Source organism: Paenibacillus sp. Root444D2 (genome assembly GCF_001426375.1).
Classification (GTDB): Bacteria; Bacillota; Bacilli; order Paenibacillales; family NBRC-103111; genus Paenibacillus_E.
On the sequence record NZ_LMEO01000050.1, the window covers coordinates 873326 to 899234 of the forward strand.

General features: G+C 45.0%; 28 protein-coding genes and 1 riboswitch. Of the genes, 12 read left to right on the forward strand and 16 right to left on the reverse strand.

The annotated features are described in order from the left end of the window. Positions 1–48: 48 nt before the first annotated feature. Entirely contained in the window at positions 49–1044 is a 996-nt protein-coding gene (locus ASD40_RS31285; RefSeq protein ID WP_057307013.1) for a hypothetical protein, read from the reverse strand. 111 nt (positions 1045–1155) lie between these two features. Here ASD40_RS31285 and ASD40_RS31290 point away from each other — a divergent pair, with 111 nt between their 5' ends. Next, positions 1156–2040, forward strand: coding sequence for a TIGR01777 family oxidoreductase (locus tag ASD40_RS31290; protein ID WP_057307014.1), 885 nt, complete (start codon positions 1156–1158; stop codon positions 2038–2040). A 58-nt stretch (positions 2041–2098) separates the two neighbouring features. Here the strand turns inward: ASD40_RS31290 and ASD40_RS31295 are convergent, their stop codons facing one another. Beyond that, complete coding sequence (locus ASD40_RS31295) at positions 2099–3589, reverse strand: esterase-like activity of phytase family protein (protein ID WP_057307015.1); 1491 nt, start codon at positions 3587–3589, stop codon at positions 2099–2101. 169 nt (positions 3590–3758) lie between these two features. Here ASD40_RS31295 and ASD40_RS31300 point away from each other — a divergent pair, with 169 nt between their 5' ends. Continuing rightward, positions 3759–4253 (forward strand): glutathione peroxidase, encoded by a 495-nt coding sequence (locus ASD40_RS31300; protein WP_057307016.1) that lies wholly within the window; start codon positions 3759–3761, stop codon positions 4251–4253. A gap of 49 nt (positions 4254–4302) precedes the next feature. Here ASD40_RS31300 and ASD40_RS31305 read toward each other — a convergent pair whose 3' ends face one another. Further along, entirely contained in the window at positions 4303–4524 is a 222-nt protein-coding gene (locus ASD40_RS31305; RefSeq protein ID WP_047686255.1) for a DUF1450 domain-containing protein, read from the reverse strand. Then, positions 4524–4826: a heme biosynthesis protein HemY gene (locus tag ASD40_RS31310; RefSeq protein WP_029199372.1), complete on the reverse strand. Its 303-nt coding sequence runs from the start codon at positions 4824–4826 to the stop codon at positions 4524–4526. The genes ASD40_RS31305 and ASD40_RS31310 overlap by 1 nt, the downstream gene beginning before the upstream one ends. Positions 4827–5043: 217 nt before the next feature. Here ASD40_RS31310 and ASD40_RS31315 point away from each other — a divergent pair, with 217 nt between their 5' ends. The 3 genes from ASD40_RS31315 to ytvI are packed head-to-tail and all read left to right on the forward strand — an operon-like array spanning position 5044 to position 7320. Then, positions 5044–5403, forward strand: a complete 360-nt coding sequence (locus ASD40_RS31315; protein WP_029199371.1) for a winged helix-turn-helix transcriptional regulator — start codon at positions 5044–5046, stop codon at positions 5401–5403. A 38-nt stretch (positions 5404–5441) separates the two neighbouring features. Next, positions 5442–6188, forward strand: coding sequence for a type I methionyl aminopeptidase (gene map / locus ASD40_RS31320; RefSeq protein WP_057307017.1), 747 nt, complete (start codon positions 5442–5444; stop codon positions 6186–6188). 19 nt (positions 6189–6207) lie between these two features. Beyond that, on the forward strand, positions 6208–7320 hold the full coding sequence (gene ytvI, locus ASD40_RS31325; RefSeq protein ID WP_057307018.1) for a sporulation integral membrane protein YtvI: 1113 nt from the start codon (positions 6208–6210) through the stop codon (positions 7318–7320). A 462-nt stretch (positions 7321–7782) separates the two neighbouring features. Here ytvI and ASD40_RS31330 read toward each other — a convergent pair whose 3' ends face one another. Next, positions 7783–8565: a helix-turn-helix domain-containing protein gene (locus tag ASD40_RS31330; protein ID WP_057307019.1), complete on the reverse strand. Its 783-nt coding sequence runs from the start codon at positions 8563–8565 to the stop codon at positions 7783–7785. Positions 8566–8688: 123 nt separating this feature from the next. Between ASD40_RS31330 and ASD40_RS31335 the strand changes: the two genes are divergently transcribed. From ASD40_RS31335 to ASD40_RS31350, 4 genes are all read left to right on the forward strand, one after another. Continuing rightward, positions 8689–10938, forward strand: a complete 2250-nt coding sequence (locus ASD40_RS31335) for an FAD-dependent oxidoreductase (RefSeq protein ID WP_057307020.1) — start codon at positions 8689–8691, stop codon at positions 10936–10938. Between the two features lie 78 nt (positions 10939–11016). After that, positions 11017–11096: riboswitch (ZMP/ZTP riboswitch) on the forward strand. 62 nt (positions 11097–11158) lie between these two features. Next, on the forward strand, positions 11159–12010 hold the full coding sequence (locus ASD40_RS31340) for a bifunctional 5,10-methylenetetrahydrofolate dehydrogenase/5,10-methenyltetrahydrofolate cyclohydrolase (RefSeq protein ID WP_057307021.1): 852 nt from the start codon (positions 11159–11161) through the stop codon (positions 12008–12010). 126 nt (positions 12011–12136) lie between these two features. Continuing rightward, positions 12137–12316, forward strand: coding sequence for a hypothetical protein (locus ASD40_RS31345; RefSeq protein WP_029199365.1), 180 nt, complete (start codon positions 12137–12139; stop codon positions 12314–12316). Positions 12317–12820: 504 nt separating this feature from the next. After that, a complete protein-coding gene (locus ASD40_RS31350) occupies positions 12821–13021 on the forward strand; it encodes a hypothetical protein (protein WP_057307022.1) in 201 nt (66 codons plus the stop codon). 43 nt (positions 13022–13064) lie between these two features. On the opposite strand, the gene ASD40_RS31355 is transcribed toward ASD40_RS31350, so the two are convergent. From ASD40_RS31355 to ASD40_RS31385, 7 genes are all read right to left on the reverse strand, one after another. Continuing rightward, positions 13065–13274: a hypothetical protein gene (locus tag ASD40_RS31355; RefSeq protein WP_057307023.1), complete on the reverse strand. Its 210-nt coding sequence runs from the start codon at positions 13272–13274 to the stop codon at positions 13065–13067. A 102-nt stretch (positions 13275–13376) separates the two neighbouring features. Further along, positions 13377–14252, reverse strand: coding sequence for a M14 family metallopeptidase (locus ASD40_RS31360; protein WP_057307024.1), 876 nt, complete (start codon positions 14250–14252; stop codon positions 13377–13379). Between the two features lie 243 nt (positions 14253–14495). Beyond that, positions 14496–15305 (reverse strand): glutamate racemase, encoded by an 810-nt coding sequence (gene racE / locus ASD40_RS31365; protein WP_057307025.1) that lies wholly within the window; start codon positions 15303–15305, stop codon positions 14496–14498. A 118-nt stretch (positions 15306–15423) separates the two neighbouring features. Beyond that, positions 15424–16410 carry a polysaccharide deacetylase family protein gene (locus ASD40_RS31370; RefSeq protein WP_057307026.1) on the reverse strand — a complete coding sequence of 329 codons (987 nt, stop codon included), beginning with the start codon at positions 16408–16410 and terminating at the stop codon, positions 15424–15426. A gap of 86 nt (positions 16411–16496) precedes the next feature. Then, positions 16497–16916 carry a disulfide oxidoreductase gene (locus tag ASD40_RS31375; protein WP_057307027.1) on the reverse strand — a complete coding sequence of 140 codons (420 nt, stop codon included), beginning with the start codon at positions 16914–16916 and terminating at the stop codon, positions 16497–16499. A gap of 108 nt (positions 16917–17024) precedes the next feature. After that, entirely contained in the window at positions 17025–18188 is a 1164-nt protein-coding gene (locus ASD40_RS31380) for a glucose 1-dehydrogenase (protein WP_057307028.1), read from the reverse strand. Between the two features lie 18 nt (positions 18189–18206). Then, complete coding sequence (locus ASD40_RS31385) at positions 18207–20243, reverse strand: glycoside hydrolase family 15 protein (protein ID WP_057307029.1); 2037 nt, start codon at positions 20241–20243, stop codon at positions 18207–18209. Between the two features lie 172 nt (positions 20244–20415). Between ASD40_RS31385 and ASD40_RS31390 the strand changes: the two genes are divergently transcribed. Both ASD40_RS31390 and ASD40_RS31395 read left to right on the forward strand, forming a co-directional pair. After that, positions 20416–21075: a helix-turn-helix domain-containing protein gene (locus ASD40_RS31390; RefSeq protein WP_057307030.1), complete on the forward strand. Its 660-nt coding sequence runs from the start codon at positions 20416–20418 to the stop codon at positions 21073–21075. A gap of 647 nt (positions 21076–21722) precedes the next feature. After that, positions 21723–22838 (forward strand): phosphodiester glycosidase family protein, encoded by a 1116-nt coding sequence (locus tag ASD40_RS31395; protein WP_057307031.1) that lies wholly within the window; start codon positions 21723–21725, stop codon positions 22836–22838. 48 nt (positions 22839–22886) lie between these two features. Here ASD40_RS31395 and ASD40_RS31400 read toward each other — a convergent pair whose 3' ends face one another. Both ASD40_RS31400 and ASD40_RS31405 read right to left on the reverse strand, forming a co-directional pair. Further along, positions 22887–23258: a YtxH domain-containing protein gene (locus tag ASD40_RS31400; protein ID WP_057307032.1), complete on the reverse strand. Its 372-nt coding sequence runs from the start codon at positions 23256–23258 to the stop codon at positions 22887–22889. Positions 23259–23272: 14 nt separating this feature from the next. Beyond that, positions 23273–23719: a DUF948 domain-containing protein gene (locus tag ASD40_RS31405; RefSeq protein WP_057307033.1), complete on the reverse strand. Its 447-nt coding sequence runs from the start codon at positions 23717–23719 to the stop codon at positions 23273–23275. A gap of 175 nt (positions 23720–23894) precedes the next feature. On the opposite strand from ASD40_RS31405, the gene ASD40_RS31410 reads away from it, so the two are divergent. Further along, complete coding sequence (locus ASD40_RS31410) at positions 23895–24527, forward strand: bifunctional 4-hydroxy-2-oxoglutarate aldolase/2-dehydro-3-deoxy-phosphogluconate aldolase (protein WP_057307034.1); 633 nt, start codon at positions 23895–23897, stop codon at positions 24525–24527. Positions 24528–24570: 43 nt separating this feature from the next. Here the strand turns inward: ASD40_RS31410 and ASD40_RS31415 are convergent, their stop codons facing one another. Further along, on the reverse strand, positions 24571–25203 hold the full coding sequence (locus ASD40_RS31415) for a helix-turn-helix transcriptional regulator (protein ID WP_082562562.1): 633 nt from the start codon (positions 25201–25203) through the stop codon (positions 24571–24573). 84 nt (positions 25204–25287) lie between these two features. Beyond that, a complete protein-coding gene (locus tag ASD40_RS31420; RefSeq protein WP_057307035.1) occupies positions 25288–25719 on the reverse strand; it encodes a DUF86 domain-containing protein in 432 nt (143 codons plus the stop codon). Positions 25720–25909: the final 190 nt, after the last annotated feature.

The window sequence follows — 25909 nt, forward strand, 5'->3', positions numbered from 1 at the left end:
GTGCAAACGAGTATATTCATTTTGTTCCTTGTGCTTCCAAAGTTTACGTTAACTGCCACCGCAACCAGACCCGCAGCTCGATCCTGACGAGCAAGAAGAGCCCGAGCCGGAGCTGCAGCTGCTGCCGCCGCCTTGATCTCCAGAACTATCGCCACTTCCTCCAGAACCTCCGCAACCCGATGAAGAACAGTTGCTCTGCTTGTCATTATGTTTATTAGGTTCATTTACAGGCCACTGAGAGTTCATCCCGCCTGTATAGTTATTATTATCCTGAATGGAGAAGAACATCATGGCTCCTGCCATATACACCATGTTGTTCGGATTTGTTAGTGAATCCTTCCAGCCTGTATCCTCAAACCTGCGGCTGTTCGCTGAATGCCTGGCTTCATGAATCGCCTGCTTAATTAGGTTGCGGATCGTCTCCGCAACTTCTGGATACCGCTTTGCCTGCTCCATATCGAACCATTGCTCGGCGATTTCATCTTCATTGCCTTTGCGAAGCAAATCTGTTCGCTGTTCATCCAGCGGATTGCGGAAAAATCCGTTCCAGCACCGCGAACTCGTTGGAGCGAACTCGAACAAATGCGCATATACCCAATCGAACCATGCACGTTCACCCGGCATTTGCTTCGGTTCGCGTTCAGGTGAATGATGAATTACGCCGCCAGCGAATTGATCCCCAAAGCGCTGATACTCTCTCGTAAACATCAGCATCTCATGCCAAATCTCATCGATTTCGCTGCTAAACATCGGGGTTCTTTTTAAAATGAGATTCATCAGAAAAAATCGTTTTAATTCAAACCATTTACAGGCAAACTCGTCATCAGACATGGAAGGATTCGCAGCTTTTACGCGATATTGGAGTCTCTCTACATAATCTAGTGGAAGTGCACTATTCAGTTTAGTAACGATACGTTCTAACGGAATACTTTCTAGCAAACCAAGCCCTTGGGGTAGATCTGAAGCTCGGAAGCTCGGTTTGGATTTCCCTACGCGACTACTCTTGGACGGTTTGGGTGATTTTCGGAATAAAAAACGAAACATTTGGCATCCCTCCCTATTTCCAATATAACACAGTAATGTAAAGAGAAGTACAACGCCAGTTGGAATACATTATATATAGGCCCTATAATAAAAGAAAGGAGGTGCTGAAGGATGAAAATAGCAGTAACCGGTGGCAGCGGATTTATTGGCAAACGATTGATTTCTCATTTGCAGAAGCAAGGTCATGAAGTCATCAATATTTCACGTTCACCCAGAGCTGTTGCAGAGCAAGTACTTACCGTCACTTGGGATCAACTAAAGACCGATTCGAGCGCATTCGCAGGGCTGGATGCTATTGTGAATTTGGCTGGTGAGTCGATTAATCAGCGTTGGACAGCTGCGGCCAAAGAACGAATCGTTGGATCTCGGCTAAAGGCGGCTGAGCAAGTGGCCCAGCTTGTAGAAAGCATGGAAGTGAAACCGAAAGTCGTCGTTAATGCTTCAGGAATGTCCGTGTACGGTACATCGGAAACCGAAACCTTTGACGAACGAAGCCCGCACCGCCCTGTCGATTTCTTATCAAGGGTAGTCGAACAGTGGGAAAGCGCGGCTGATCAGATACAGGGAACACGCATCGTAAAAGTCCGCGTTGGCCTTGTGCTAGACGGCAAGGAAGGCGCATTCCCAAAAATGGCTATGCCTTATAAACTTGGTGTTGGCGGTCCGATAGGCAGCGGTAAGCAATGGCTCTCCTGGATTCACATCGTTGACATGGTGAGGCTTATCGAATTCTGCATTCAAAACGAAGCGATTATAGGTCCTGTTAATGCGACAGCACCGAATCCTGTAACGAATAGAGAGTTTGGACKGGCACTTGGGAAAGCGATGCGAAGACCAAATCTATTCCCGCTTCCTGCTTTTATTTTAAAAATGATGTTCGGTGAGTTATCTACACTGCTTTTGGAAGGTCAGAAGGTGCTCCCTCGCGTATTAATAGAGCATGGCTTTACGTTTAAGTTTTCTTTCGTAGACAAAGCCCTTGCTGATATTGTTTAAATAAAACCCAGACCACCGAGTACGTCTCGATGAGCTGGGTTTTCGTTTTCGTTTACTTTTATTTCGTGGATAAGTCGTCTGAAACTTGAATAAGTTGTAATTGAGTTGGTGTGCTTGTAAGTGTTAAAACCCCTTTATCATCATAGCTAATGCCGAAGTCATTGTCGTTTACAATCGCAATTGTATTTTTGTCAACAACCGTCAACCCTTCAATCTTCTCGTACGGGTATCCTAGTTTAGCAATATCCACAATTAATTCCTTGCTAACTGGTTGAATACCTTGGTCTTTGAGCTGCTGAATAGATAGGCTTTCCAGGTTTTTGCTTGTTTCTGTTCCTAAAATATTCGTCGCCTTTGAGAAATCGGATTTGTAAATTCGTTTCAGTTGTGCGTCAGCAGCCGCATTCTTATCACGCTCATCAACTAGCAGCACATCACTGGATAGTGCGGAAAGATCACTGATCACGATATCTTTTTGGTTCACTTTGACGAACATGCCTGCTTGCTCAGCCACATAAACATACTCACCCACGATTTGTTTCGTGGCCAGGTCCATTTTGAGAATACGCAGATTTCTGGAAGACTCCCCTGTTTTCTTATCTGGATTTGCCATTGGACTTTGAATGGACGTGTACAAGAATTTGCCGTCTGGGGAAATAGTCACACCTTCGAATCCGCGGTTGGAAATACGCGTATTATATACCTCAGGCAGTGTATCAAAAATTGGCGTTTGAGCACCGGCTTGAACGAGCTTGTCTTTAGCGCCTTTAGGGACGTAGCGCCCTAGTATCGTGCCATCGCGTTTCACTTGTAGAATGGATGGGCGATACTCATCTGAGACCCAAAAGGTATCATCAGATGGGCTATAAGCGATACCTTCCAGATCAAGACCGTCTGGATCATAGGCCAGCTTCGTAACGCCTTTCTCATCGTACGGCACTTCATCGATTCCAATTAAGTTCGGCAGTCCTGTTATGTATTTATTATTGCTTACTTTATCTAATTTGCCATCCGGAAGCGCTAGTTTGATCGTTTCTAAGACTTCAATGTTTCCGTTCGTAATTTTGAATTTATAAATGCGAGGAATATAGTTGTCGATCGGGAATGTGCGAAGTTTATCTTTACCTACTTCACCGTTGGGCCCACGATCCGCCAATGTATAGAACGTATCTGCAGCATCTTTAGGTAAGTGAATAAGACCAGAGAACCCGCCTTCTTGAATCCCTTTATCAAGAACAGGTGCATTTTTCCACTCAAATTTGCCAGTCACTTTAGGAATATCTTTCAGCGAGATGGACTGATTCCATTCATTCCATTCGATTTGTTTGCCAAGCGCTTCACCAATGGTGCGAAGAGGAACATATGTGCTTCCGTTAATGACAACGGGATCTTTATCAAGCGTAAGCGTTTTCCCACCGGAAGTTAATTGAAACTTCACAGCGATAGCTTCCAACGTAGCTTGTCCTGCGGATACGACTGTTGTTGTAGAAACGGCACAAATGGCCGCAAGTACAATAAGCAGTCTTTTTCTTCTGAGTAATCTTTTCATGTTAACCCTCCATCATCTAATAAACTTTCACTGTGATAAGCATAATGTTTATATATTCGTGGAGTGTCAGAGGGATATGAAAAAATTGTAAATTAAAAAATATCTTTTCAAGCTCATTAAAATTGTGTACAATTAATTTGTGTAAAATAAAGTGAAGAGGGTGACCCTTTTGAACGTTCATCAATTTACAGTTCGTACGATCCGCGGTGAAGAAAAGTCTCTTGCCGATTATCAAGGTCAAGTGCTGCTTATTGTGAATACCGCTACGAAGTGCGGCTTTGCTCCTCAATTCAAAGGACTTCAAGAGCTCCATGACACATATAAGGAACAAGGTTTTAGCGTCTTAGGATTTCCGTGCAACCAGTTTAAGGACCAGGAACCCGGTGACGATGCTCAAGTTGAGCAAGCTTGCCAAATTAATTTCGGTGTTAACTTTCCGTTATTCTCCAAAATCAATGTTAACGGCGCAGACGTCCATCCGCTATACCAATACTTGAAAAAGCAGGCTTCAGGTTTACTCGGCTCAAGCATCAAGTGGAATTTCACAAAGTTTTTGGTTGATCAGCAAGGCAATGTGATTAAACGCTTCTCCCCTACTACTTCACCCAGCAAAATAGACAGCCAAATTCGCAAGCTGCTTGAGAAATCAGCTGTTCATGCTTAATCTCTGAATGATAAAAAGCATCCAACCCTAATGGGCGGATGCTTTTTTCTTATTTTACATACTTTTTTACTTTTTCAATCACTTCGTCTTCTGTTGCTGCTGTCACATAGCGTCCATTAATAAATATAAATGCAAATCGGGAACAAGGACCGCAATATGATTTGCAGGCAACTTTGACTTCAGCATCGGGTGCAATGACACTTATTTTAGAAAGCGCGGTCTTCACTTTCATATGTTTGCATTTATCACAAATGCGAATATCATTACGCATTAGTGATCTCCGTGATTCCCCTTGCTTGGATTCGTAATCATGAAGCCTTCTTCTGGTGTGTAGAAGTAATCAATACGGATGCCATCCAGCAAAGGTTCATTTTTATCAAGAATAACGTCAATGCCTTTATCCGTGCTTACAAGGACGTCATTTTCAGATTTATCGTCAAGACCCAAACCATAGTGAGCATGGTCACCGTGCGAATGAGTCACTTGAACGCGAACCAATAATCCTTTGTTTTCTTCTTTATCAAGCTCCAATTGAAGTACTTTAGCAGCATTACGAGAAATTTTGACGTTCATATGTACACATCTCCTGAAACAATAATTTTTATTTCTTATTGTAAAGAATCTAAGGCACGAAATCAACCTTTGTCCCAAGTCATCCCTTACTTCTTGCTAATTCACTAAACGAACTTTAAAATACATAGTAGTGAGAACAAAGAGCACTAATTACACAGAAGTAACTAACTTACGTCAAAGTTAGTTTCATACATTCAATTTGAAAGGAAGCGGTCTTATGTCAACCCTTGAGAATGAAAAAGTCGCTCCACTCAGCAACTATGTTCCTAAAGTACCCAAAGAAATCGAATGCTCCGTTGAAAGAACACTTGAAGTTATTGGCGGGAAATGGGCTTTTCTCGTGCTTCGCGAATTATTTTGCGGAACGAAGCGATTCGGCGAGCTGCAGCGTCAGATAACTGGGGTCAGCCCTAAATCATTAACGGATATCCTTCGTCACCTCGAGGAACATGGGGTTTTGGAACGAATGGCTTACCCTACGGTTCCTGTTACGGTCGAGTATACCTTGACACCTAAAGGCCAGGATTTGCATCAAATAATAAAAGAAATGAAGTTATGGTCAGCTAAGTGGACATAATGAATAATTAGGGACTATCACCAGAGGAGTGGAGCTTGATGATCACAATCAAATCAAAAGAACAAATTGAGAAAATGGGCAGGGCGGGTCGTATCCTGGCTGATTGCCATAAAGAAATCGCCAAAATGATTCGACCTGGTATTACCTCCTGGGAAATCGACCAATTCGTTGAGGGCTTTCTAACTAAGCACGGGGCCACTCCTGAGCAAAAAGGGTATCACGGTTATCCATATGCCACTTGTGCATCCGTCAACGACGTGATCTGTCACGGTTTCCCTAAGAAAGAGCCCCTAAATGACGGCGATATTGTAACCATCGACATGGTTGTACGTATAGATGGTTGGTTGGCTGACTCCGCGTGGTCTTATGCGGTGGGTAACATTTCTCCGGTTGCAGAGAAATTGCTGCAGGTAACGAAAGAATCTCTATACAAAGGAATTGAGCAAGCCGTTCCCGGCAACCGTATCGGCGATGTATCGCATGCTATCCAAGTGTATGCGGAATCGCATGGTTTTTCCGTTGTAAGAGATTTTATCGGACACGGGATTGGCTCCGAAATGCATGAAGAGCCGCAAGTGCCTCATTATGGGCCAGCAGGCAAAGGGCCGCGGATTAAAGAAGGTATGGTCTTCACGATTGAGCCGATGCTAAATGTAGGTAAATACCATTCCAAAGTAGATCAAGATGGATGGACAGCAAGGACCTATGACGGCAGCTTATCCGCTCAATATGAACATACGATTGCCATTACGAGTCAAGGACCGATTATTTTAACTGAACAATAAAGATACCGGAGGAACATGCATGATTTCTTTTTACAAGAAATATTGGAGGACAGCCTTTGACATTGCTCTCATTGTTCTAACCGTCTATTTATTCATGCTGTTATTTAGTTACCTGTATCGCATCGCTACCCCTATCTTTCTGGCTCTGATCATTTTCATGATGATCGAGCCTTTTGCTAGGTTTTTGAATCGCAAAGGGATACGTAAGTCAATCGCATCAGCGATTTCGACCTTAGTATTCGTCCTTATTATCCTTGGAGCACTTGCCGGTGCCGCTGTCATTTTCACCAGCCAGATCATGAGTCTTGTCGATAAGGTGGATGAATATCAAGCCGTTTTTAATGATCAAATTGTGCAGAAAATTAGCGAATTGAATAACCAATTCCAAGCGCTGCCAACTGACGTTATTGTGAAAGTCAAAGACTATGCTGGGCAATTCGCCGGCAATGCCTCCAAGTTTATCATTGCTTTCTTATCAGGATTGGTAGCCTCGTTGACATCCTTCTCAACCTTCATGTTTAACTTCATCGTCGGGATTATCTTAGCCTACTTCCTTAGCATTGAAATTGATTCTTGGAAACGCCTTGCAGGTGAAAAAACACCAAAAACCTTCAAATCCGTTTTCTTTTTTCTCAAAGAAAATGTCGTGAAGGGGATCGTCTCCTACATAAAAGCGCAAGCCAAACTAATCTCTTTAACATTCATTGTCGTGTTTTTCGCCTTGCTCCTGCTTGGCGTTAATAATGCTTTCTCCATCTCGTTGTTGTCAGCCATATTCGACGTACTTCCGCTGCTTGGTGTATCCACTTTGTTCATTCCATGGATCATCTACCTATTTATTGTTGGTCAAACGACTCTAGCGATCTGGCTCAGTGCCATACTCCTGGTCGTCATCCTCGTCAGACAAATTATGGAGCCAAAGATCACTGGGGAATCACTCGGAGTATCGGCCTTTACGACCTTAGCCTTTATGATTATATCCCTTTCCCTATTTGGATTTGCAGGGGTCATCCTTTCGCCTGTGTTGATCATTCTAATCAAAGCACTGTATACGCAAGGCTACCTGCAACGCTGGATTCGTAAGCCAGAGGATGAGTATGTTCAAGGTAAATTACCTTATAGCGGACCTTAATAGCTGAACATACGGGTTACGAAGTCCTTGGATGAGAGTGTAAGTATAGATGATATGCAAAGTATGTTGCGCCCCGGCGTTTTGTTAAAACATTCGCATGCTTATCCGTGTAAAATTGCATTTTGTAACCTTTTATTTGGTTATCGTGTGATGTTGCTGCACTTTGTACAACATTTCGTAGGCCAATTCACGATTTTCACGCGATTGTTGCAAAATATACATCAATTCCAGTCAAAAGTAACCCATTTGCCGGAAAGAATGCTGAATTGTTGTATAACCTACAACATCTTCAGCTTATTTAGAAGAAATCAAGGAAATTGTTGTACTCTGTACAACTTTCCTTCCTATTTCCCCATTTCTCCAATAAACCGGAAACCGATGCAAACAAAAGTATAAAACTTATACTTTCTTATCAACGAAAAGGCGCCAACTTCCTCATAAAGGAAAAGTTGGCGCCTTTTTTTATACGCGATGCCTGCTTCGGTATATCGACGGAGCCATGCCAATTTTCTGCGTAAAAACACGGCTCAGATAAAAGCCGTTTTCGAATCCGCATTTCTCGGCAATTGCATCCAAAGTAAGCGTTGATCCCTCCAACAAATGCCGAGCTCTTGTGAGACGCATCTCATTCAAAAACTCAGATGGTGTTTGTCCGAAAGCCTTTCGAAACTTGCGGGTGAATTGTACGGGAGTGAGTCCCAGAGTTACCGCCAAATCCAACAGGGATAAGCTTGCATATGCATATTCCGTTATGTGCCTCCGGGCTTTCTCCATCAACAAATCGACTTCTGAGGAAAGGTCATCTTTGCGATCACGCTCCATTTTGACCAAACGCAATAGATCGTTCACCATGTGTTCTTTGTGCAGCGTGCTCTCTTCATCCCAGCCGGGAAGCTGTCTCAAATATCGATAATTGGATGATAACCGATCTGTATCGTTAATGGTCAACTTTCCTTTCCAGAAGGCTTCATAGCCAAGACTGGGTTCAGATAACCATACAAACTGCAGGAAGTGAAAAGACAGGGGTTCGAGTGTTTTCCTCCGAAACACGGTATGGGGTGGACATATGACAAAGTCTCCGAACTTCGCTTCGCCTTTCTGCTCCCCGACTCGATAGAAGAATCTGCCATCTTCTATGGCAAATATCGTCCAACAAGGATACTCATCTTCCTCTAGCATAAATTCCACTTTACGGTGCCAATAGACATGGGAGATGAGCTTCATAGTCACATCACGAATAGACACTGTTTCACTCCTTCCATATTGAAATAAAGTATATGTCTATTGTAACTGTCTGCATGTTCAATGGAAATAGGATATTCTACAATGAAATTATAGACATCCTATAAACTAGTGAGGTGCTGAGTTATGAAACATGAAATTGTTTTATCAGACATAACCGTAGTTGGTGGAGGATTAGCAGGTGTTTGCGCCGCAATCGCTGCAGCTCGGTTAGGCCAAAGCGTCTCTCTCGTCCAAAATCGTCCTGTACTTGGCGGTAATGCCAGCAGCGAGGTTCGCGTCTGGGTATGCGGCGCTACCTCTCACGGAGTTCATCGAAATGCTAGAGAAACCGGCATCATGGGTGAACTATTTGTGGAGAATCAGTACCGTAATATCGATGGGAACCCTTATATCTGGGACCTGATCGTGCTGGAAAAAGTCAAAGCAGAAAAGAATATCACGTTATTCTTAAACACGGATGTCCATGAGGTCCATGCCGATGGTGACGAGACTAGTCGAACGATTCGTTCTGTCACAGGCTGGATGATGGGATCTGAACGACGTATCCGTTTCGATAGCCGTGTATATCTTGATTGTACAGGCGACGGGCTAGTCGGTTTCCTCGCAGGTGCGAAGTATCGTATTGGGCGAGAAGCCCAAGAGGAGTATAATGAGGAATGGGCACCACTCGTCGCGGACGATATTACACTTGGAAGCACCCTGCTGTTCTATACAAAAGACGCAGGCCGCCCGGTCAAATATATCGCACCAAGCTTCGCGAAAGACATCACTCAAACGTCCATTCCCATGAAACGCGTCATTCGCAGCGGAGATAATGGCTGCGCTTATTGGTGGATTGAATGGGGCGGTGAGCACGATGTTGTTCATGAAAACGAGCGAATCCGGGATGAGCTGTCCTCAGTTATCTATGGTATTTGGGATTATATCAAAAATTCCGGTAAATTCGAGAGTGAAAACCTGACGCTCGAATGGATCGGCTCCATTCCGGGGAAAAGGGAATATCGTCGTTTCGTTGGGGACTACGTGCTCAATCAGAACGATATCATCGCACAGGAGCAGTTTGAAGACCGTGTCGCTTTCGGTGGCTGGTCCATCGATTTACATCCACCGCAGGGGATGTATGCCACAGCCAAAGGTTCTAAACATATGCATATGGACGGCAGTTATCATATCCCGTTCCGTTCCCTCTACTCCGTCAACGTGACGAATATGCTGATGGCGGGACGCAACATCAGCGCGTCCCACGTTGCCTTTGGCACGACTCGCGTCATGGCGACATGTGCCGTCATTGGCGAAGCCGCGGGCACAGGAGCCGCGCTCTGCGCGGCAAAGGGCATCTCCCCACGCGAGCTGCACAGCAGCCACTTGAGCGAGCTTCAGCAGACGCTGCTTCGACAGGATGCAGCCGTCCTCGGTCTGAAGAACACGGATGCGGCCGACCTCGTGCTCCGCGCAGAGATGACGGCATCCAGCACCTTGACGCAACTTGCGCTAGAGCAATCTGCGTCTGTGCTGCCACTGAACGCGCATGTAGCGCTTCTTGTGCCGGCAGATCCGTTCATTGACGGCATCGAGCTGCTGCTGGATGCTTCGGAGGCAACGGAGCTGACAGTCGAGCTCTGGAGCACTGGGAAGCCGCAGAACTACGTCCCGCACAAACAGATGACGTCCATTCAAGTAGCTGTGGCTAAGGGTTCTCAACAGTGGGTAAAGGCTGCACTTTCTTGGCATCCTGAAACCGCTCAGAATGCTTTTATCATTCTCAGAAGCAACCCGGCGCTTTCCATCCATCTATCCGCTAGACCACAAACGGGCGTGCTGTCCTTCAAACATGATGCTGCATCAGAAGACAGCGCAGATTTCGGTGACATGCATCATCATCAGCCTGTCATTGATTGGAGCGCGAATGCCTTCATTCGGAAGCCAATCTGCTTCCGTCTGCTCTCACCCACATCCGCATTCGCAGCCGATAAAGCTGCCGATGGGTATAAGCGTCCTTACGGAGGCCCTCATCTATGGTCGTCAGCCGGCCTTGAGGTCTCCCAGCCTGAATGGCTTGAAGCCAGTTGGCCAGAGGCTGTGCAGATTCGAAGTGTACATCTCACTTTCAATGATGACGTGAATGAAGATTTAATTAATTTGCATCATCATCGGACGGAATTCGAGATCATTCCTGAACTGGTCAAAGACTATAAAATACAGGCCTTCATCGGCGGTGATTGGACCACAGTCGCTGATAGGCTCGATAATCATACACGTAATCATGTTCATCTTTTGCCGGAAGCTGTGACGACTGATCGACTTCGTGTGGTCGTTGAAGCGACGAACGGGACGGAACGGGCAGAAATTATAGAAATTCGTTGCTATGGTTGATCAAGCAATTATCAACACCCTTAAAGCATTATAAGAGTTGCGTATTCCATAACCTTCCATTATGATTAGATCAATTAAAAGTTGATGTGTGACTGGCGAAGCATGGATACCCATGAGGAAGCACATTGATCTTACAGCCGTACGCCTGGGCAGAGGTAAGGGGGATTCATCCCCCTTACCTCTTTATGTTTTTACAAACAAATGAAGGGTTGAGGGTAAAATGAATTCAGAAAAATTAATTTTGGATGGTACACGTGTCGCGAAAAGCATGAACGAAACTCTAGTCGAAAGAATCAACCAACTGTCCGTAAGAGGTGTCTTACCGTGTTTAGCTACCATACTTGTTGGCGATGACCCTTCTTCCGAAACCTATGTACGTATGAAAAGCAGCGCATGCAAGCGGTTAGGCATTGATTCCAGACGAATCCACCTAAATAAAGCAACTACAACAGAGGAGCTTATTGCTGTTATTCAACAATTAAACGCGGATCCTCAGATCCATGGTATTTTATTGCAGCATCCGGTTCCGCACCATATTGATGAAAGAGCCGCGTTTGAAGCCATTCAGATCGAAAAAGATGTGGATGGCGTTACCCTGCTGGGCTTTGCTCAAAATGCTTTTGGAGCGGCCAGCTTTCCATCCTGTACCCCGGCAGCCATTCTAGCTATTCTGGATTATTATCAGATTCCAATTGAAGGCAAGCATGCAGTAATCGTTGGTCGGAGTCCGATTCTAGGTAAACCCGTATCACTTATGCTGCTGAATAGAAACGCAACCGTAACCATTTGCCATTTAAAAACAAATAATCTCCCCCTAATTATCGGGTTAGCTGATATTGTCGTTGCAGCAGTTGGTAAACCTGCTTTTATTCAAGGAGCATGGATTAAGGAAGGTGCTGTCGTTTTAGATGCTGGATATAATGCTGGCAACATTGGCGATGTCGATTTCGAAGCTTGTCTAAAAAAAGCTAGTGCAATTACCCCTGTCCCTGCTGGAATTGGCCCGGTGACCATTGCCATGCTGCTCAAACACACCGTTCTTGCTGCCGAAAAAAGCAATCTTATAACTTGAGTTTCCGACATTCTTTTTTCTAAAATAGGTCTTAATAACCCTTGTTTAACCTTACATGGTGTGTTATATTAAAAGTGCATCAAATCAAGGTTTCCACTTCAAAAAGTTGACATAGGAGTGATACAAATGCCCAACAATTCCGTGCAAATCCCGCAAGGTGAAGAATTGATTCGTGTGGAAATGACGGTTAAGGAAGCGCTTGCATTGACAGGCACTAAATTTAACCAAAACCACAAATTAGAGACAGATGCGATCAAGAAGGTTAAACAATCCTTAGAAGATAAATTGCTGACACCGAACCATTAATCCATACCCACTCATCGCACATAGCCCTGACGATCGATTTCAAATCGCTCGCGGGGCTTTTTATTTTTATCGCATCAAATTCGGCTGAATGCTCATAATAATCTCGCAGCGCAAAAATCCTACATTTTAAGGAGTGAACAACCATGTCTGAATCTCATAAAAAAACAGGACAATCCCAAAAAAATACAACGGCACGTGCACAAGATCAGAAAACCAATAAGAAAGGTTAGAGTTAACGGCAACATTTCACATCCACAGCTCAGCCCTGACGAACGATCTTTAATCGCTCGCGGGGTTTTTATTTTTTTCGTATCAAATTCAGCCGAATGCTTATAATAATCACGCACCGTCCAAAATCCTACATTTTAAGGAGTGAACAACCAAATGTCAGAAGATCATAAGCAGCAAGGGCACGCCAGACAAAATACAACGACTCGAACACAAGATCAGAGCAGCAACAAGAAAGGTAAGAAATAACAATATTCCATATCAGGAGGCCGATATATGCTCGATCAGTTAGAAAGCAATTATGACTGTGCGAATGCGGGCTCTGACCTGCATAGTTTAAAACAAGAACTTGAACAATTCCAAGGGCAAGCAGCCTCTTCCGACAAAAAACAAGAAGAGCATCGGAATCGACTTGAGAATCAAATTCGTTTTATTGAAAATAAGTGTTCCATCCCAAGCGAACATATCCCGCAATAAAGAAAGTCCACGCCTTAAATAACAAGGGCGTGGACTTTTTGCATTAGGTGACTTTTCTTCTTGTCAAAATACACGGAACACCTTTACCAACGGCTCCTGGCTCAGACATCATGGCCAAGTACCGAAGTCCTCTTGTGCACGGTGTCTTACAAACCGCACATGTGGACGACTCCACAAGCCTCATCGTGTATTGTACTCTGGATGAAAGTTCTTTCTTCTTGGATGCCTTACCCTTCCCTTTAGGTGGTGCCATATCCACGCCTCCCAACAGTTTCCTTCCTTCAGTATATGAAGTCTGGGCGGAACGGTTCTTGGGAAGCATGCTCAAGTTCGTTATACTTGTCTATGACAAATTTTAAAGTTCCATCGCTGTCAATAGGATAGGAACCAATTCCTCATACAGTGCTGCGAAAGACTCCACTGGCAGGGGGTTTACCCCAAATCCTACTTCAACGGTAAAGCCGGGTCTACGAAATTGTTGGATGAACCAGTCTTTGTAACCCGCGTCACTGTCCGTCAGTTTAACAGCCTGATAGCTGCTGGCTAGGGCTAATCGCTCGGCAAATACTTCAGATTCCGGTGGCTCATAGTCGCGATAATTCCAATAAATCTCCCTACCTTGGGTATGCAGCGCAATGACAAGCTCAAAGTCATGGCATTCTGTAAATTGAGCTAAAGCTGCCGCCTCCGGCTCCGTTAACGGTGCTTCTCCACCGTAATCACGCTCACCAGGTCCAACCTTCTCTCTACGCACTGCCTCTTCCTCCCAGTGTGCAGGGAACTGGTCATTGAGATCAACACCGCGAATATTGGCCTTCCAATTCCTGAAATCCAGTGATCCTCCATTCCAATGCAACAACGGCTCTTGGTAGGGATGTTCCTCATTAACACCAGACAGAACAAGTTCCACGCCATCAGGATTCACCATGGGTACAACCCAAAGTGAATACTCCGATAGGAGCCTCCTTATGTTGCTGCCATGCCAAGCCGTCCCTCTTGCATAGGAGCAAGCAAGGTCTTCCACGAATTGCATTAATAACGGGGTCGTTATCCATTCATTGGCATGGAGCGCTGCGTTGAAATGCATCTCTTTCGTACCTTGACCAATTCGCAGAGCTGGTATGCTTTTCCCCATCACACTTGCGCCTATCTCTTCTACATGAAGAAAAGGATATATCTTGCAGAGCCGGTTCAGTTCTTCACAAAGTGTCCAATACCCGTATCCTAACACACGACCACCTCACAGCCCATTTACTTAGTTCGTATGGCTATGATTATGCCCGCAGGCTTCGAATCATGCGGATTCATGCTGAGATACCTAATGCTCCCTTATGCGATTGCTGGACGTACGAGTCATGTTGCGGAATCCATTTTCTGAATGACTCTAAAATCAAATTTTTGAGTTTTGATAATTATGAAACTTCGTTCCCATTAAAAATAAAAAATAGACCCCATTAGGGTCTATTCACATCACCTATAAAATATTAGGCACCTGCCAAACGACAGGCGTTATCGAAATTTGCTCTTTCAGCCAATTCTGCGCAATTTTCTTAAATAATTCGGACTCACCACTGCAAAAAAATTGATGGATAGGAAGCTGCCCCGATGATGCCAGGATGTCGCGGTGGTAAAGGATCGTACTGATTTCTCTTGCCGTTTCGTCCGCCGAAGAAATCAAGGTCACCTCTGGTCCCATGACACGAGAAATGGACTCCACTAGAAAAGGGTAGTGGGTACAGCCTAGAATTAAGCAATCTATCGGCTTGCCGATTAGCTGTCTGAGCGATTGCTCGACAATCGCGTTTGCACCATCCGCACCGAAAAGCCCTTTTTCTACGAACGGCGCTAACAGCGGGCAAGCTTCGCTATATACTTGAATGTTCGGCGAAATCAACCTTAATGCATGTTCATATGCTTTGCTGCGGATTGTGCCATCCGTACCGATAACCCCAATGATACCGCTTCGCGTATTTTTGATCGCTGCTCTCGCTCCTGGCAAAATAACGCCAATCACAGGAATTGATACCTGTTCACGAATATCTTCTATAGCCACTGCGGTTGCTGTATTACAAGCGATAACAATCATTTTAGGATTAAATTGAATTAAGTACTCGACGATTTGCCGCGTGAAAATTCTCACTTCTCCAGCAGATCGGGGACCATACGGACTTCGAGCTGTATCTCCGAAATAAATCACTTTTTCCTGCGGAAGCTGTCTCATAAGTTCTTTTACTACAGTCAATCCTCCGACTCCCGAGTCTAGTACGGCTATCGCTTGCTGCACACCTATCCGCTTCCTTTGCCGGTTAATGAATTACGTAACCACATGAATAGGATATGAGTGTCCAAGCTGAAAGGTACCTAGGTGAACGTATCAGATTTCTAGTCGGACACCTACTTTGTTAGGTATGGAGTTCACTCACAATTCCGAATTCATAGCCTTTCTTCTTGATCTCTTTACAGATACGAGACAGCGCCTGCATATTTTCTAAAGATCCCTGATGCATCAATATCACATTGCCGTCATGCAAATTATTCATAATATCATTGTATGGATCTTCTGCCCCGTTGGCTCTTGGTTCCCAATCCCGCATAGCTGTAGACCAGAATACAGAGGTATAGCCCATACTGGATACTAAGTTCAAGTTATGTAGATTGTAATGTCCATAAGGAAAGCGGAAATATTTCTCGACTTCTTTACCCGTAATCTTTTTATATAAAGCTTCAAAATCCGTAATTTCTTTTCTAATTTGATCATCAGACATGTCATTAAAGTCGTTATGTGTCATCGTGTGATTGGCAATGAAATGACCATCAGCTACGAGCTTTTTCAAATAATCCGGATTTTTTTTAATGTTATTGCCCGAAATAAAGAAATTCGCTTTCACATCGTTTTCTTTCAACGATTTAAGCATAAGATCGACTTCAATCAAGGGTCCTCCAGCATCGATCGTTAAATAAACCTTTTTGCCGGTCCCAACCCAAACTGCTTTCTGGTCGGCCGTGAAGGATTTTGTTTCTTTTGGAAAATCAGGAACTTGCCCCGTTTTCTTTTTCATGTAATACCAGGAATAAGGCACGCGATCGCCAGTCACTGACTTCGTTTTGGAAAAGTTGCCTACCACTGCTGGTTTTGTTGTTGCAGTTGGCTCTGGAGCCGTTGTTGGCTTCGGTGTCGCACTGGGAACTGGTGTAGATTGAGGTGTGGGTATGGGTTTAACAGTTGATTTAGGAGTTGGAGTTGGAGTCGCCGCTGCACTTGTTGTTGCTTGTGGCGTAGTATTTTGAGCTTGACTCGAGTCTGGGGATAACAGGCTTTTGTCTGCACAACCGATCAATGTTGCGCTTAGAACGATCAGTAGTGCAGCACTTTTAGTAATTGGCTTCATCGTAGCACCTCGTTTTGGAATGAATACTCACGCATTCATTTCGACAGCGCTAGACAAATTCCCTGCCTATTCTAGGTAAACGGTGTTTATTTCGTAGCTCGATACGTCATAAATTGAAGAATGGTGATGAGAATAAAGGCTGTTCCGGCAAGCATAGGAATCGTGATGAAGCCCAGCCAGTTCAAGTAATCCACATCACATGGAATAGGGCCGCAGCTTGTTGCTGATTCGTGAAATACACCCGATTGCAGCAGAACATGGTAGATAGAAATACAAGCTCCCCAGATGGTCAGCGGCAGCACATAGATCGTTAATTTGTAGTCTCTGCGCACGGCTGCAATTCCTAAAAGGACAACTAATGGATACATAAGAATGCGTTGATACCAACATAATTTACAAGGAATAAAGTTCATAATCTCTGAGAAATACAAGCTTCCTAATGTAGCTATTAATGCTAGAAGCCATGATAGGTGCATGCCATTATCTCGTAACCATTTGTTTGACATCAAATCTCGTCCCCCCCTTTCCCTTATTATAAAAAAATTGAGAAAGGAAGTCTAACAAGAACGAAAAATAGCCAAGCAGACATCAACAAGCCTGCTTGGCCACTTCCATTAAACGGAGAAGCTATACACCACTTCATTCGTTTGTTTCACGAGATCAACCCACTGTTCCACGGGAACAATATCCACAACGGCTTTGATCGGTATGGTTTTAAAATCCAGCTTTGGCACGTCCTCCAAAGTCATCCGATTCGTAACCAAGCGGTCGAGCCAGCCTGGAAACTGCTTCTCCATTTGCTGTAAGCGGTAAATGGCGGTCTCGAAATCTTTGCGCGAAGCGTTAACCGAGCCGATTACGCACTTATTCTCCAGCACCATGCTCTGGTTGAGCATGTCGGATGAAATCTCCAGCTTACGATCCGCTGGCGTAACACCAAGCAGCGCCAATACACCGTTCGGCGCTAGAACAGACATGGCCTCGAAGGCTAGCGGGCTGTAACCCGTGCATTCGAGGATCAAATCTATCGGCTTGCCGAGACCCTCGGCATAAGCCGTCATGGTCGCCGCGCTGCTGCTGTCAGCGCCGGCCTCCTTAAATACACCTCCGCTGTCCTTCACAAGCTGCGCTTGCAGACTGTCCTGCGGAGATTTGGACCAGACATACGCTTCCAGCCCCAGCAGGCGGCAGGTCATCGCAGCGAGCAAACCAAGCGGTCCAGACCCGAGTATGAGCGCTGTTCTCGGCTCCCAGATCAAACGCTGCTGGACCCGCAGCACTTGATCCCAAACTTTCTCAACGATGCTCTGCGGCTCGACTAACACCCCATGCCTCAGCAGTCCCTTCGGCACCTGAACCAAATATCGACCTTCCTCTTTGTAATACTCGGAGAGGAAGCCGTGAGCCCCTTTAATGCCCCGTTCTACAAACTCGCCGGTCTGACAAAAATCTGAATGTCCATTGCGGCAATTGACGCAGCTTTGATTTCTGCAAGGCCGTCTGACAATTGCGGTTACAAGATCCCCTAGCTGGAATCCACTTTCCGCTCCAGCTTCAGTCACAACCCCTAGCGACTCATGCCCGGTGGTCAAATCATCTTCGCCTTCGGGCGGAACGCCGTATTTCTCTTGTAGAATTTCCTTGTCTGTACCATCCAGCCCAACTGCAAGCACCTTTACAATGACTTCTTGAGGCGCTGAAATCACGGGGTTCTTCACATCTTCAAGCTGAATAGTCGGGTTCCCCTGTCGAAGCTGCTTGACGCGAATTGCCTTCATTACTTCCTCTCCTTCCAACTAATGAACGACGGGTTCCAGTACTTTATCCTCACTCGCATCAACGGCTTGCTTCGTTCCCTTCGAGGTCAATAATTTTAATTTCGATAAATACTCTTGCGTCACCTTAATAAAGGAAGCATGTGACCATGTCAATGGTGAAACGGACATAGGCTCTCCTGTGAAAGGATGCACTTGCTCAGCCATCACGCCTGAAGGCGCAGCATGTAGAATAGCCCAACGCATCAATTTTTCCGCTTCCAACAAGTCCTGAACGGTTTTGGCAGATGCAACCAGCCATTCTGCGTACCAAAGGGTACATATGAACCAAGGATTGCCCGGTACCTTAGCTACGTCATTGGTAACTTGGTGATAATAGTCGTTCTCATAACGGGCGATACCGCCGATATCGGTATGTACCCACAATTTTTCTTTCAGAATCTTCATCGTTGCCACAATCCGCGGATCTTCAAGCTCAAACAAGCCGAAGTCAAATAGTGCATACATACTCATATCGAGTGTGTAGTCCGGCACATACGTATTTTGCTCGTAATTCCAATATAAAGCCCGCAAAAAGCGGTTCTGATCGGGTGCATACAGATGCTGTTCGGCTGCTTTCTTCACTTGACCTGCGATATCTGCATAGTAGATGGAGCGAACTTTATCCTGATGATATTCGGCAAAACGTGCTGCTGCTATAAGACCGGCGTAGACCGATGATACTGTGAAGGCTAGTACGCCATAACGTTCTTCCCAGAGGTCATAGGATGGCAAAGGAAGTCCGGAAGCATCCCGGTATCGAACGAGAAAGTCAGCTGCGGGCTTCACAAATTTCTCATAATCCTCACGTGAGTTCTCTATCGTCCCAGCCAGCTTATGGTGATGCCACAACGTATACAGCACGAGGGCTGTCTCATCTTCTTGAATCGCAAGCTGCTTATTCCCCCGGCTATCCACCCAGGGATGCCAGCTCGAGCCTACCGAACTGTCGGGGTTATATTTGTGCATGAGATAGCCTTCAGGCGTTAGCACCTTTATACAAAAATCGAAAAATTTCCTAGATAATTCGTAATACCCTGCCCTGTCTAGCGCATGTGACACCAAAGCGCCATCACGTGGCCACATATACGAGTATGTATCCTTGGCAAATTTCAAAATATCAGAATCATTCGCCGCAATAATGGCGCCTCGGTTGTCGACGTTTGTTCTGGTAATCAACAAGCATCGCTTATAAAATGATTCCAAATCAGGCTTCAGCAGTGATAGCTGGTGGGCATCCTGATTCACCCATTTCACCCAATGATCGTGAGTTCGTTGTAATAACTTTTGCGGGGTTGCTGTGCGAAGTAATCGCTCTAAACGTTCAACCTCCTGCTTTGCGCGCCCAAAACAGACCCAGAACCAAGCATCTTTCGCGCTCTTTGGCGGTAGCTTCATCGTCAATTCAATCACACCGTCAACGGATCCCTGCGCGATTGGATTACCGCCTAGATGACCATCCTCAGCATCACGCCATGTTCCCTCCAGACCATGAATCCCTTTTTGTCCCGTAGCATAACCGCTAGGCATTGCTTTCTCGGCATCTGGAGACAAGCAAGATAGTGACATATATCGATGACCCTTATAAAATAAAAGTGAATTCAGCTCAGGATCATAATAAATCGTATCTCCGACGCCATTTCCATAGATTTGGAGATCCAAATGAAAATACAATTTGATTTCTCTTTCCACATCGAAGCGGTTTTCTACCTTCACCTTGCGCAAAAACACATTCTGCTGTACATCGACCCCATCACGAATAACGAAGCCCAGACCTAACCTTTCATGAGCACAATCAGCGTTAGTAACAAGCGAATCTTCCAAATAATTGAGCTTTTTTGATACCTCTGGATCGTCAATCCAGAAGAATCCTTCCGGACACCAAATGCCAAAATGTGAAAGATGATCACTAGATTGATTCTCTTGACCTACTAAAGGGTAATACATGTCACGAATATTATAAGCAGCGTCGAAATTAATGAGTACATTCCCGTTTCCTATGGGTAAATCTCTTGCCATGCCATCAGCCTCTTTCCAAGATATTGCTACTAATTTACCAATTTGAGTGCTTAAATATGCACGCGGCGGTTCTTGGCTGGGTTTTGAGGTAATTGGCACCAATTCGCGCCTTAAATATGTTCATTTCGTTCGAATTCATTTACAATTAAAACATATGGAGGGATACGTTATTATGAAACAATTTGAAGGATTCGGTAAATTTTTGGAAAGCTTGCGGGGTAAGATGTCTTTGCGTGAAGCGGCCCATAAAAGCGGACTTTCACATGCCTACATCAGAGATCTTGAACTAGAGCGGAATCGTTCCACCAATGAGAAAATCAAACCCTCACCTGTCACGCTGAAAAAGCTGTCGGATGCCTACAACTTTTCATATACAGAACTTATGGAGAAGGCCGGGTATCTCGAAAAAGAGGACGTCCATGCCATCAATGAGCAGGAGCTAGTCCCTATGTCGGATACACTGTTTATCGAAGTCAGTACGAAGGAAATTACGTACCATACACGAATTGGCAAAGTTAGCCGAAGTGTAAATTCATTACTGGATTTCAGTCATTTCCTAGATAAGCTTGAAGAGCAAGGATTTAAGAAGATGGATACCGACTTATTCGTCAACCTAAATCATGTGCAGAAATACATCGAAAAAGAAGGAAAACTCTATTTCGATCCTCTAGGAGTCAGCAAATTTGTCATTATCGCTGCGATTCGTCAGAAGAAATACCATGATTTAATCGTCCGCAGTGTAGCAAATAACACAGGAATGGGATTAGAGTTTCAATACGACCGTAACTCCGCAACGGATTCACTTTTCCAGGCTTTAAAGCGGCATATTTAAGAATACGAAGGATAAAGGGACGAGCGCGTTTGTAAGAAAACCCTTGCCATTAGCAAGGTCCTTCGACTATCAGCCCCTACCAGCTACTTGGACATCTGTAACGATGAATATCATCGTTCCAGCACGCGATAGCAAGGAAGAGCCTTCTGTAACGATGTGAAACATCGTTACATGCTGCACGCAGCGTGGGAGCCAGCACTGTTTTCATCTGCAACGATGAATATCATCGTTACACCGCGCGATAGCAAGGAAGAGCCTTCTGTAACGATGTAAAACATCGTTACATGTTGCACGCAGCGCGGGAGCCAGCACTGTTTTCATCTGCAACGATGAATATCATCGTTCCAGCGCGCGATAGCTCGGCGGAGCCTTCTGTAACGATGTAAAACATCGTTACATGCTGCACGCAGGCGGGAAGCCAGCACTGTTTTCATCTTCATCGTTTCAAACCATACTCAGCGCGAATATCAGGCCTTATCTCACCTGTAATAAAGGGTAACCCCTCGGTCACCCAAAACATATAAATTCTTATCTTACAAAAAAAGGAGAAAAGTTCATTCGTTTATGAAACTTTTTCTCCTTTCTTTTCGTTTATTTATATGGATGGTTAGATTGATTTTTTGGCAGAGAGGATAGGTAAAGAATAAATGGCTGTACAACAAACCACCTCCCAGCAGTCTTCTCGTCTAACGAGAGTTAAACGCAAAAGGTCTGCGGGAATGAGCTTTATCGTGTATGGAGTACTTGGGTTTACCTTACTTTCTGTAATGTCCTTATGTTGGTTTTTCCTAACTTCCTCTGGTTCGAATGTAAGATTAATGATGGCTGACACTTTGATTACAACCCAACACAGGGAGTGGGCCAAATATTTGATAGGATCTACAGAATTACAGAAGCGCGTGGAAGCTTATTGGAAGAAGTTCGACGAAATGGGCGATGAGAAAGATAAGGGATTCGTTGAAATTAATCAAAACTCCCCCCTTGCCCCAGTAGTTGCCAAGAAAGATTTGGTCACGATTGAACCGATTTCGGGTACCAATTTCAAAGGACAGCTCGTCACGATTTCGGATCCGAAAAAGCTTCGAATTGCCGTACCTGAGAAAGCGGGCAAAGGGGAGAAGGTTTCCTCTATGGTCAAAAGAACCGGAGCAATTCTTGGTGTTAACGGTGGAGGATTCATCGACCCCAATTGGGAAGGAAACGGCTTCCAGCCTGAAGGAATTGTTATCTCCGGAGGCAAAATCTTTTATAATGACAAAGGCATGAACGGCACTGTGCAAGTTGTTGGTATCGATAAAGAAGGCCGCATGATTGCAGGCAAGTACAAGGTTTCCGAGCTTGTGGACATGGGCGTACAGGAAGCTGTTTCGTTCAGCCCTCGGTTCATTGTGAATGGGGTTGGGCAGATTAAGAGCCAAGCCGATGGTTGGGGAATCGCTCCGCGTACCAGCATGGCGCAGACGAAGGACGGCTCCATTCTATTCGCTATCATCGATGGCAGACAGAAGCATAGCATCGGAGCAACGCTGTATGATGTACAGCAGATTTTCCTAGAGCATGGAGCTGTAACGGCTGCGAATCTAGATGGTGGCGCCTCAACAGTACTCGTTCATAACAATGAGATCATCAACAAGCCATCAAGTGAATACGGGGAACGATACCTCCCTACAGCCTGGCTTCTCTTCGATCATCCGGAAACAGCGAACATTAAGAACGTTTGGGAAGGTTTAGATATTCGCAAAATTGATCCTTCCAAGTGGTAAAAGAAAAAGCAGAAAGCTCTATTTTAAGAGCTTCCTGCTTTTTCTGTTTTAACGATTTCCTAGAATGACCAAATCTTCGGCAGCTTCGTTTACTTCTTCATCCGGTGAGTCCAGCTCTTCGTCACTCTTGGACTCTTTCCAGGAACGAACGGTATCCACAACGTTTACGGCTGTGTCTTTTGCTTTTCCATATAGCTCAGATGTTGTTGTGCTTACGGTTTTCGCAACTTCTTGCGTTTTTTGACTTACGTTGCTTGCGATTTGTACCGTTTTGTCGCTAACCACTTGCGCTTGCTCCGCAATGTCACTTCTCAATTCACGGCCTGATTTCGGTGCAAACAGAAGCGCAGTTGCCGCTCCGAGTATGCCTCCAACAACCGCACCGATGAGAAGATCTTTACCTTTTCTTTCATTGGACATGAGAAATCCACTCCTTAATTGTCTGATTTGGCATTCCGATACGCTTGCCATCTTTGCCACAGCTCAAATCCCGTCGTTGCCCACTCCATAGCATCTTGGATTCGCTTCTGGTGGGTATGTACAACCTTTTCCGCACCATGAATCGATTCGTTCATCACACGTGAGGCTTTGCGAAGTGCAGAAGCGACATCCCCTATAGCTGCTCCTGCCTTCTCCACAGATTGGATACTGGGCTCTAGTGTAAGTAACTGCATATGCACCTCTTCGGTGAGCAGCCCTACCTTCGTCATCAACTGCTCCGCTTGCTCTGCAGTCTCAGCTAAGTTCTTCCTAGCTTGAGCAGCCGTATCGCCCAACTTGCCTAGTATCTGCACAATGGTAATCAACATGCGAATGGCAAAGCCGACGAGCACGATGAAAGCAACTGCTGAACTGACGATACTTATCTCTATCCATGTCATGACGGGCACCTCCTGGGAGCTAATAACGGTGAGGTTTGATGACGGCTTCTAGACGAATGCCTATGATTTACTACAGTATAGGTAGGAGCAGCTTGTTTTGACACAAAAAGCTGGAAAAATTTCTGAGACCTGTCATAATGAAAACAAATCAAACTAGAACACTTGGAGGATTAAGATGAACAGAGAGCAAGGACTTAAAGAAATCGAGCGCACCCGTATCATTGCCATCGTTCGAGGTGTGCAAGAAACACACATTCTCTCTTTAGCTGACGCACTTCTTACAGGTGGCATTACCGTAATGGAGGTCACACTCAATACACCAGGGGCTCTGCGTATGATTCGTGAGCTGCAGGATAAATCGGGTCAGCGCATGTTTATTGGCGCGGGTACTGTACTAGATCTAGAAGATGCTAAGAAAGCAGTCCATGCCGGTGCTTCGTTCTTAGTGACTCCGAATATGGATGAGGAAGTGATCCGCTGGGCTAGTACGGAGGGGATTCCGATTTTCCCAGGTGCTATGACACCAACCGAAATCGTTAAAGCATGGAAGGCTGGCGCTACGGCCGTTAAAGTATTTCCGAGCGCGAGCTTAGGTCTCACATATATCAAAGAATTGATGGGTCCTCTAGACCAAATTCCATTGATAGCCGTCGGCGGGGTTACGGAGGAGAATATCAAACAATTCCTAAACATTGGTTGTTACGGATTAGGCATCGGTGGCTCCTTGATTAATCTCAAAGAAATCGAAGCAGGCCGCTTCGAGTGGGTTACAGATAAAGCTGCAAGTCTCCTTGCTGCTTCGCGTTAGGACAAACAAAAAAACCATCTTCCTCCGTATGTGAGGTTGATGGTTATTTATTTTGACGAATAATATAGACACACTTGCTAGCACCCTTCGCTAAACACTCGGTTCGCTCCACGTTCGCGTCAAGCAAATTCCGAAACAAGGCTAACTCACACTGACAAGCTTGGGCAAAAGTATTCGCCACCTGCGTTATCGGACAGTTATGTTCACTAAACATATACGCGTCCTCTCCAAGCTGTGACCAGTCCACCATATATCCATTCTCGTTCTGAATAGACGCTAACTCAGCCACCCGTTCTTCCAAGCTTTTCTCATTCATACGCGATTGATACCGGGATTCAAGCTTAGCTTGCCTGCCTTCAAAAAGTCGTTCGATCTTCTCTTGACCTTCGTCTTCTAATAATTCATCAAGCAAATCGAGCGTCAATTGCATGTATTTCTTAGGAAACAATTCATCTGCTTGCGGAGCTAATGTATAGACGTTAGACGGTCTTCCCATAGCTTGCCTAACCAGCTTCGTTTCGAGCAGATCATCCTTCTCCAAGGAATGGATATGACGCCTGACAGCCATTTCCGTAATTCCGAGCTGTTTGGAAATATCATGGACACTTAGTGGTCCCTGAGTTTTGAGCATAGAAAGAATCACTTTACGCGTGGATGTCTCAAGTGCATGATTCACTCTCTCACCTACCTCGGAACTGTCATTTATGTCTCATTTTACAGCATTGTTAACAATAAGTAAATTAAGAAACAACTATGTATGTTATTCCAATTCGCTCTTAATAAAAGCTCGAACACTCGCTGCAAATTCTTCAAAAGCTGCTGGAAGTTTCGAGATTAGCGGGTTCAATTCCTGGCGGTTCCAGTCAACATAATCTTGGACAAGAGGCTTTCTGAGCTTCACGAGCTGAAGCAGCGTCCCTGTCAACGATTCGGAATAGGCACCTTCTCCATGTACAATTTCCACGATATCCTCATAGCTGCTAGCATCTCTTAGTATAAAAGCATCAATCAGCAAGCTCCCAATATCTGTCACTGTTTCGATCGCTAAATGCAGAACACGTTCCTGCGCAAGCTGCCATACAAGATCATTGGTACCTTTCGCCCACTGCTCTTCTAATTGCTTGCTAGCATCAGCTAAAGCAGCCAGAAACTGAATTCTTTGATTGATCTGTTCATGATTAATAAAATACATGGGGCTATCTCCGTCCTCTTTTTCGCCATTTCGTCCAAATCATCATTGCAAAAAAAGTAATTATAACCAGAAATACTAACAATACAGCCTGCATGACGTATTCATAACTCACGTTCATTCACCCTCTTGACTTTCACTTGGTTCATTCTACTCTCAGTTTATCGCGGGTGCGGGGGAGCGTCAAGCCAAG

Coding starts and splice junctions, on each gene's coding strand:
- ASD40_RS31285 (WP_057307013.1), bottom strand. CDS start 1,044: ATGTTTCGTTTTTTATTCCGAAAATCACCCAAACCGTCCAAGAGTAGT.
- ASD40_RS31295 (WP_057307015.1), bottom strand. CDS start 3,589: ATGAAAAGATTACTCAGAAGAAAAAGACTGCTTATTGTACTTGCGGCC.
- ASD40_RS31305 (WP_047686255.1), bottom strand. CDS start 4,524: ATGCGTAATGATATTCGCATTTGTGATAAATGCAAACATATGAAAGTG.
- ASD40_RS31310 (WP_029199372.1), bottom strand. CDS start 4,826: ATGAACGTCAAAATTTCTCGTAATGCTGCTAAAGTACTTCAATTGGAG.
- ASD40_RS31315 (WP_029199371.1), top strand. CDS start 5,044: ATGTCAACCCTTGAGAATGAAAAAGTCGCTCCACTCAGCAACTATGTT.
- map (WP_057307017.1), top strand. CDS start 5,442: ATGATCACAATCAAATCAAAAGAACAAATTGAGAAAATGGGCAGGGCG.
- ytvI (WP_057307018.1), top strand. CDS start 6,208: ATGATTTCTTTTTACAAGAAATATTGGAGGACAGCCTTTGACATTGCT.
- ASD40_RS31335 (WP_057307020.1), top strand. CDS start 8,689: ATGAAACATGAAATTGTTTTATCAGACATAACCGTAGTTGGTGGAGGA.
- ASD40_RS31340 (WP_057307021.1), top strand. CDS start 11,159: ATGAATTCAGAAAAATTAATTTTGGATGGTACACGTGTCGCGAAAAGC.
- ASD40_RS31345 (WP_029199365.1), top strand. CDS start 12,137: ATGCCCAACAATTCCGTGCAAATCCCGCAAGGTGAAGAATTGATTCGT.
- ASD40_RS31350 (WP_057307022.1), top strand. CDS start 12,821: ATGCTCGATCAGTTAGAAAGCAATTATGACTGTGCGAATGCGGGCTCT.
- ASD40_RS31355 (WP_057307023.1), bottom strand. CDS start 13,274: ATGGCACCACCTAAAGGGAAGGGTAAGGCATCCAAGAAGAAAGAACTT.
- ASD40_RS31370 (WP_057307026.1), bottom strand. CDS start 16,410: ATGAAGCCAATTACTAAAAGTGCTGCACTACTGATCGTTCTAAGCGCA.
- ASD40_RS31375 (WP_057307027.1), bottom strand. CDS start 16,916: ATGTCAAACAAATGGTTACGAGATAATGGCATGCACCTATCATGGCTT.
- ASD40_RS31380 (WP_057307028.1), bottom strand. CDS start 18,188: ATGAAGGCAATTCGCGTCAAGCAGCTTCGACAGGGGAACCCGACTATT.
- ASD40_RS31385 (WP_057307029.1), bottom strand. CDS start 20,243: ATGGCAAGAGATTTACCCATAGGAAACGGGAATGTACTCATTAATTTC.
- ASD40_RS31390 (WP_057307030.1), top strand. CDS start 20,416: ATGAAACAATTTGAAGGATTCGGTAAATTTTTGGAAAGCTTGCGGGGT.
- ASD40_RS31395 (WP_057307031.1), top strand. CDS start 21,723: ATGGCTGTACAACAAACCACCTCCCAGCAGTCTTCTCGTCTAACGAGA.
- ASD40_RS31400 (WP_057307032.1), bottom strand. CDS start 23,258: ATGTCCAATGAAAGAAAAGGTAAAGATCTTCTCATCGGTGCGGTTGTT.
- ASD40_RS31405 (WP_057307033.1), bottom strand. CDS start 23,719: ATGACATGGATAGAGATAAGTATCGTCAGTTCAGCAGTTGCTTTCATC.
- ASD40_RS31410 (WP_057307034.1), top strand. CDS start 23,895: ATGAACAGAGAGCAAGGACTTAAAGAAATCGAGCGCACCCGTATCATT.
- ASD40_RS31420 (WP_057307035.1), bottom strand. CDS start 25,719: ATGTATTTTATTAATCATGAACAGATCAATCAAAGAATTCAGTTTCTG.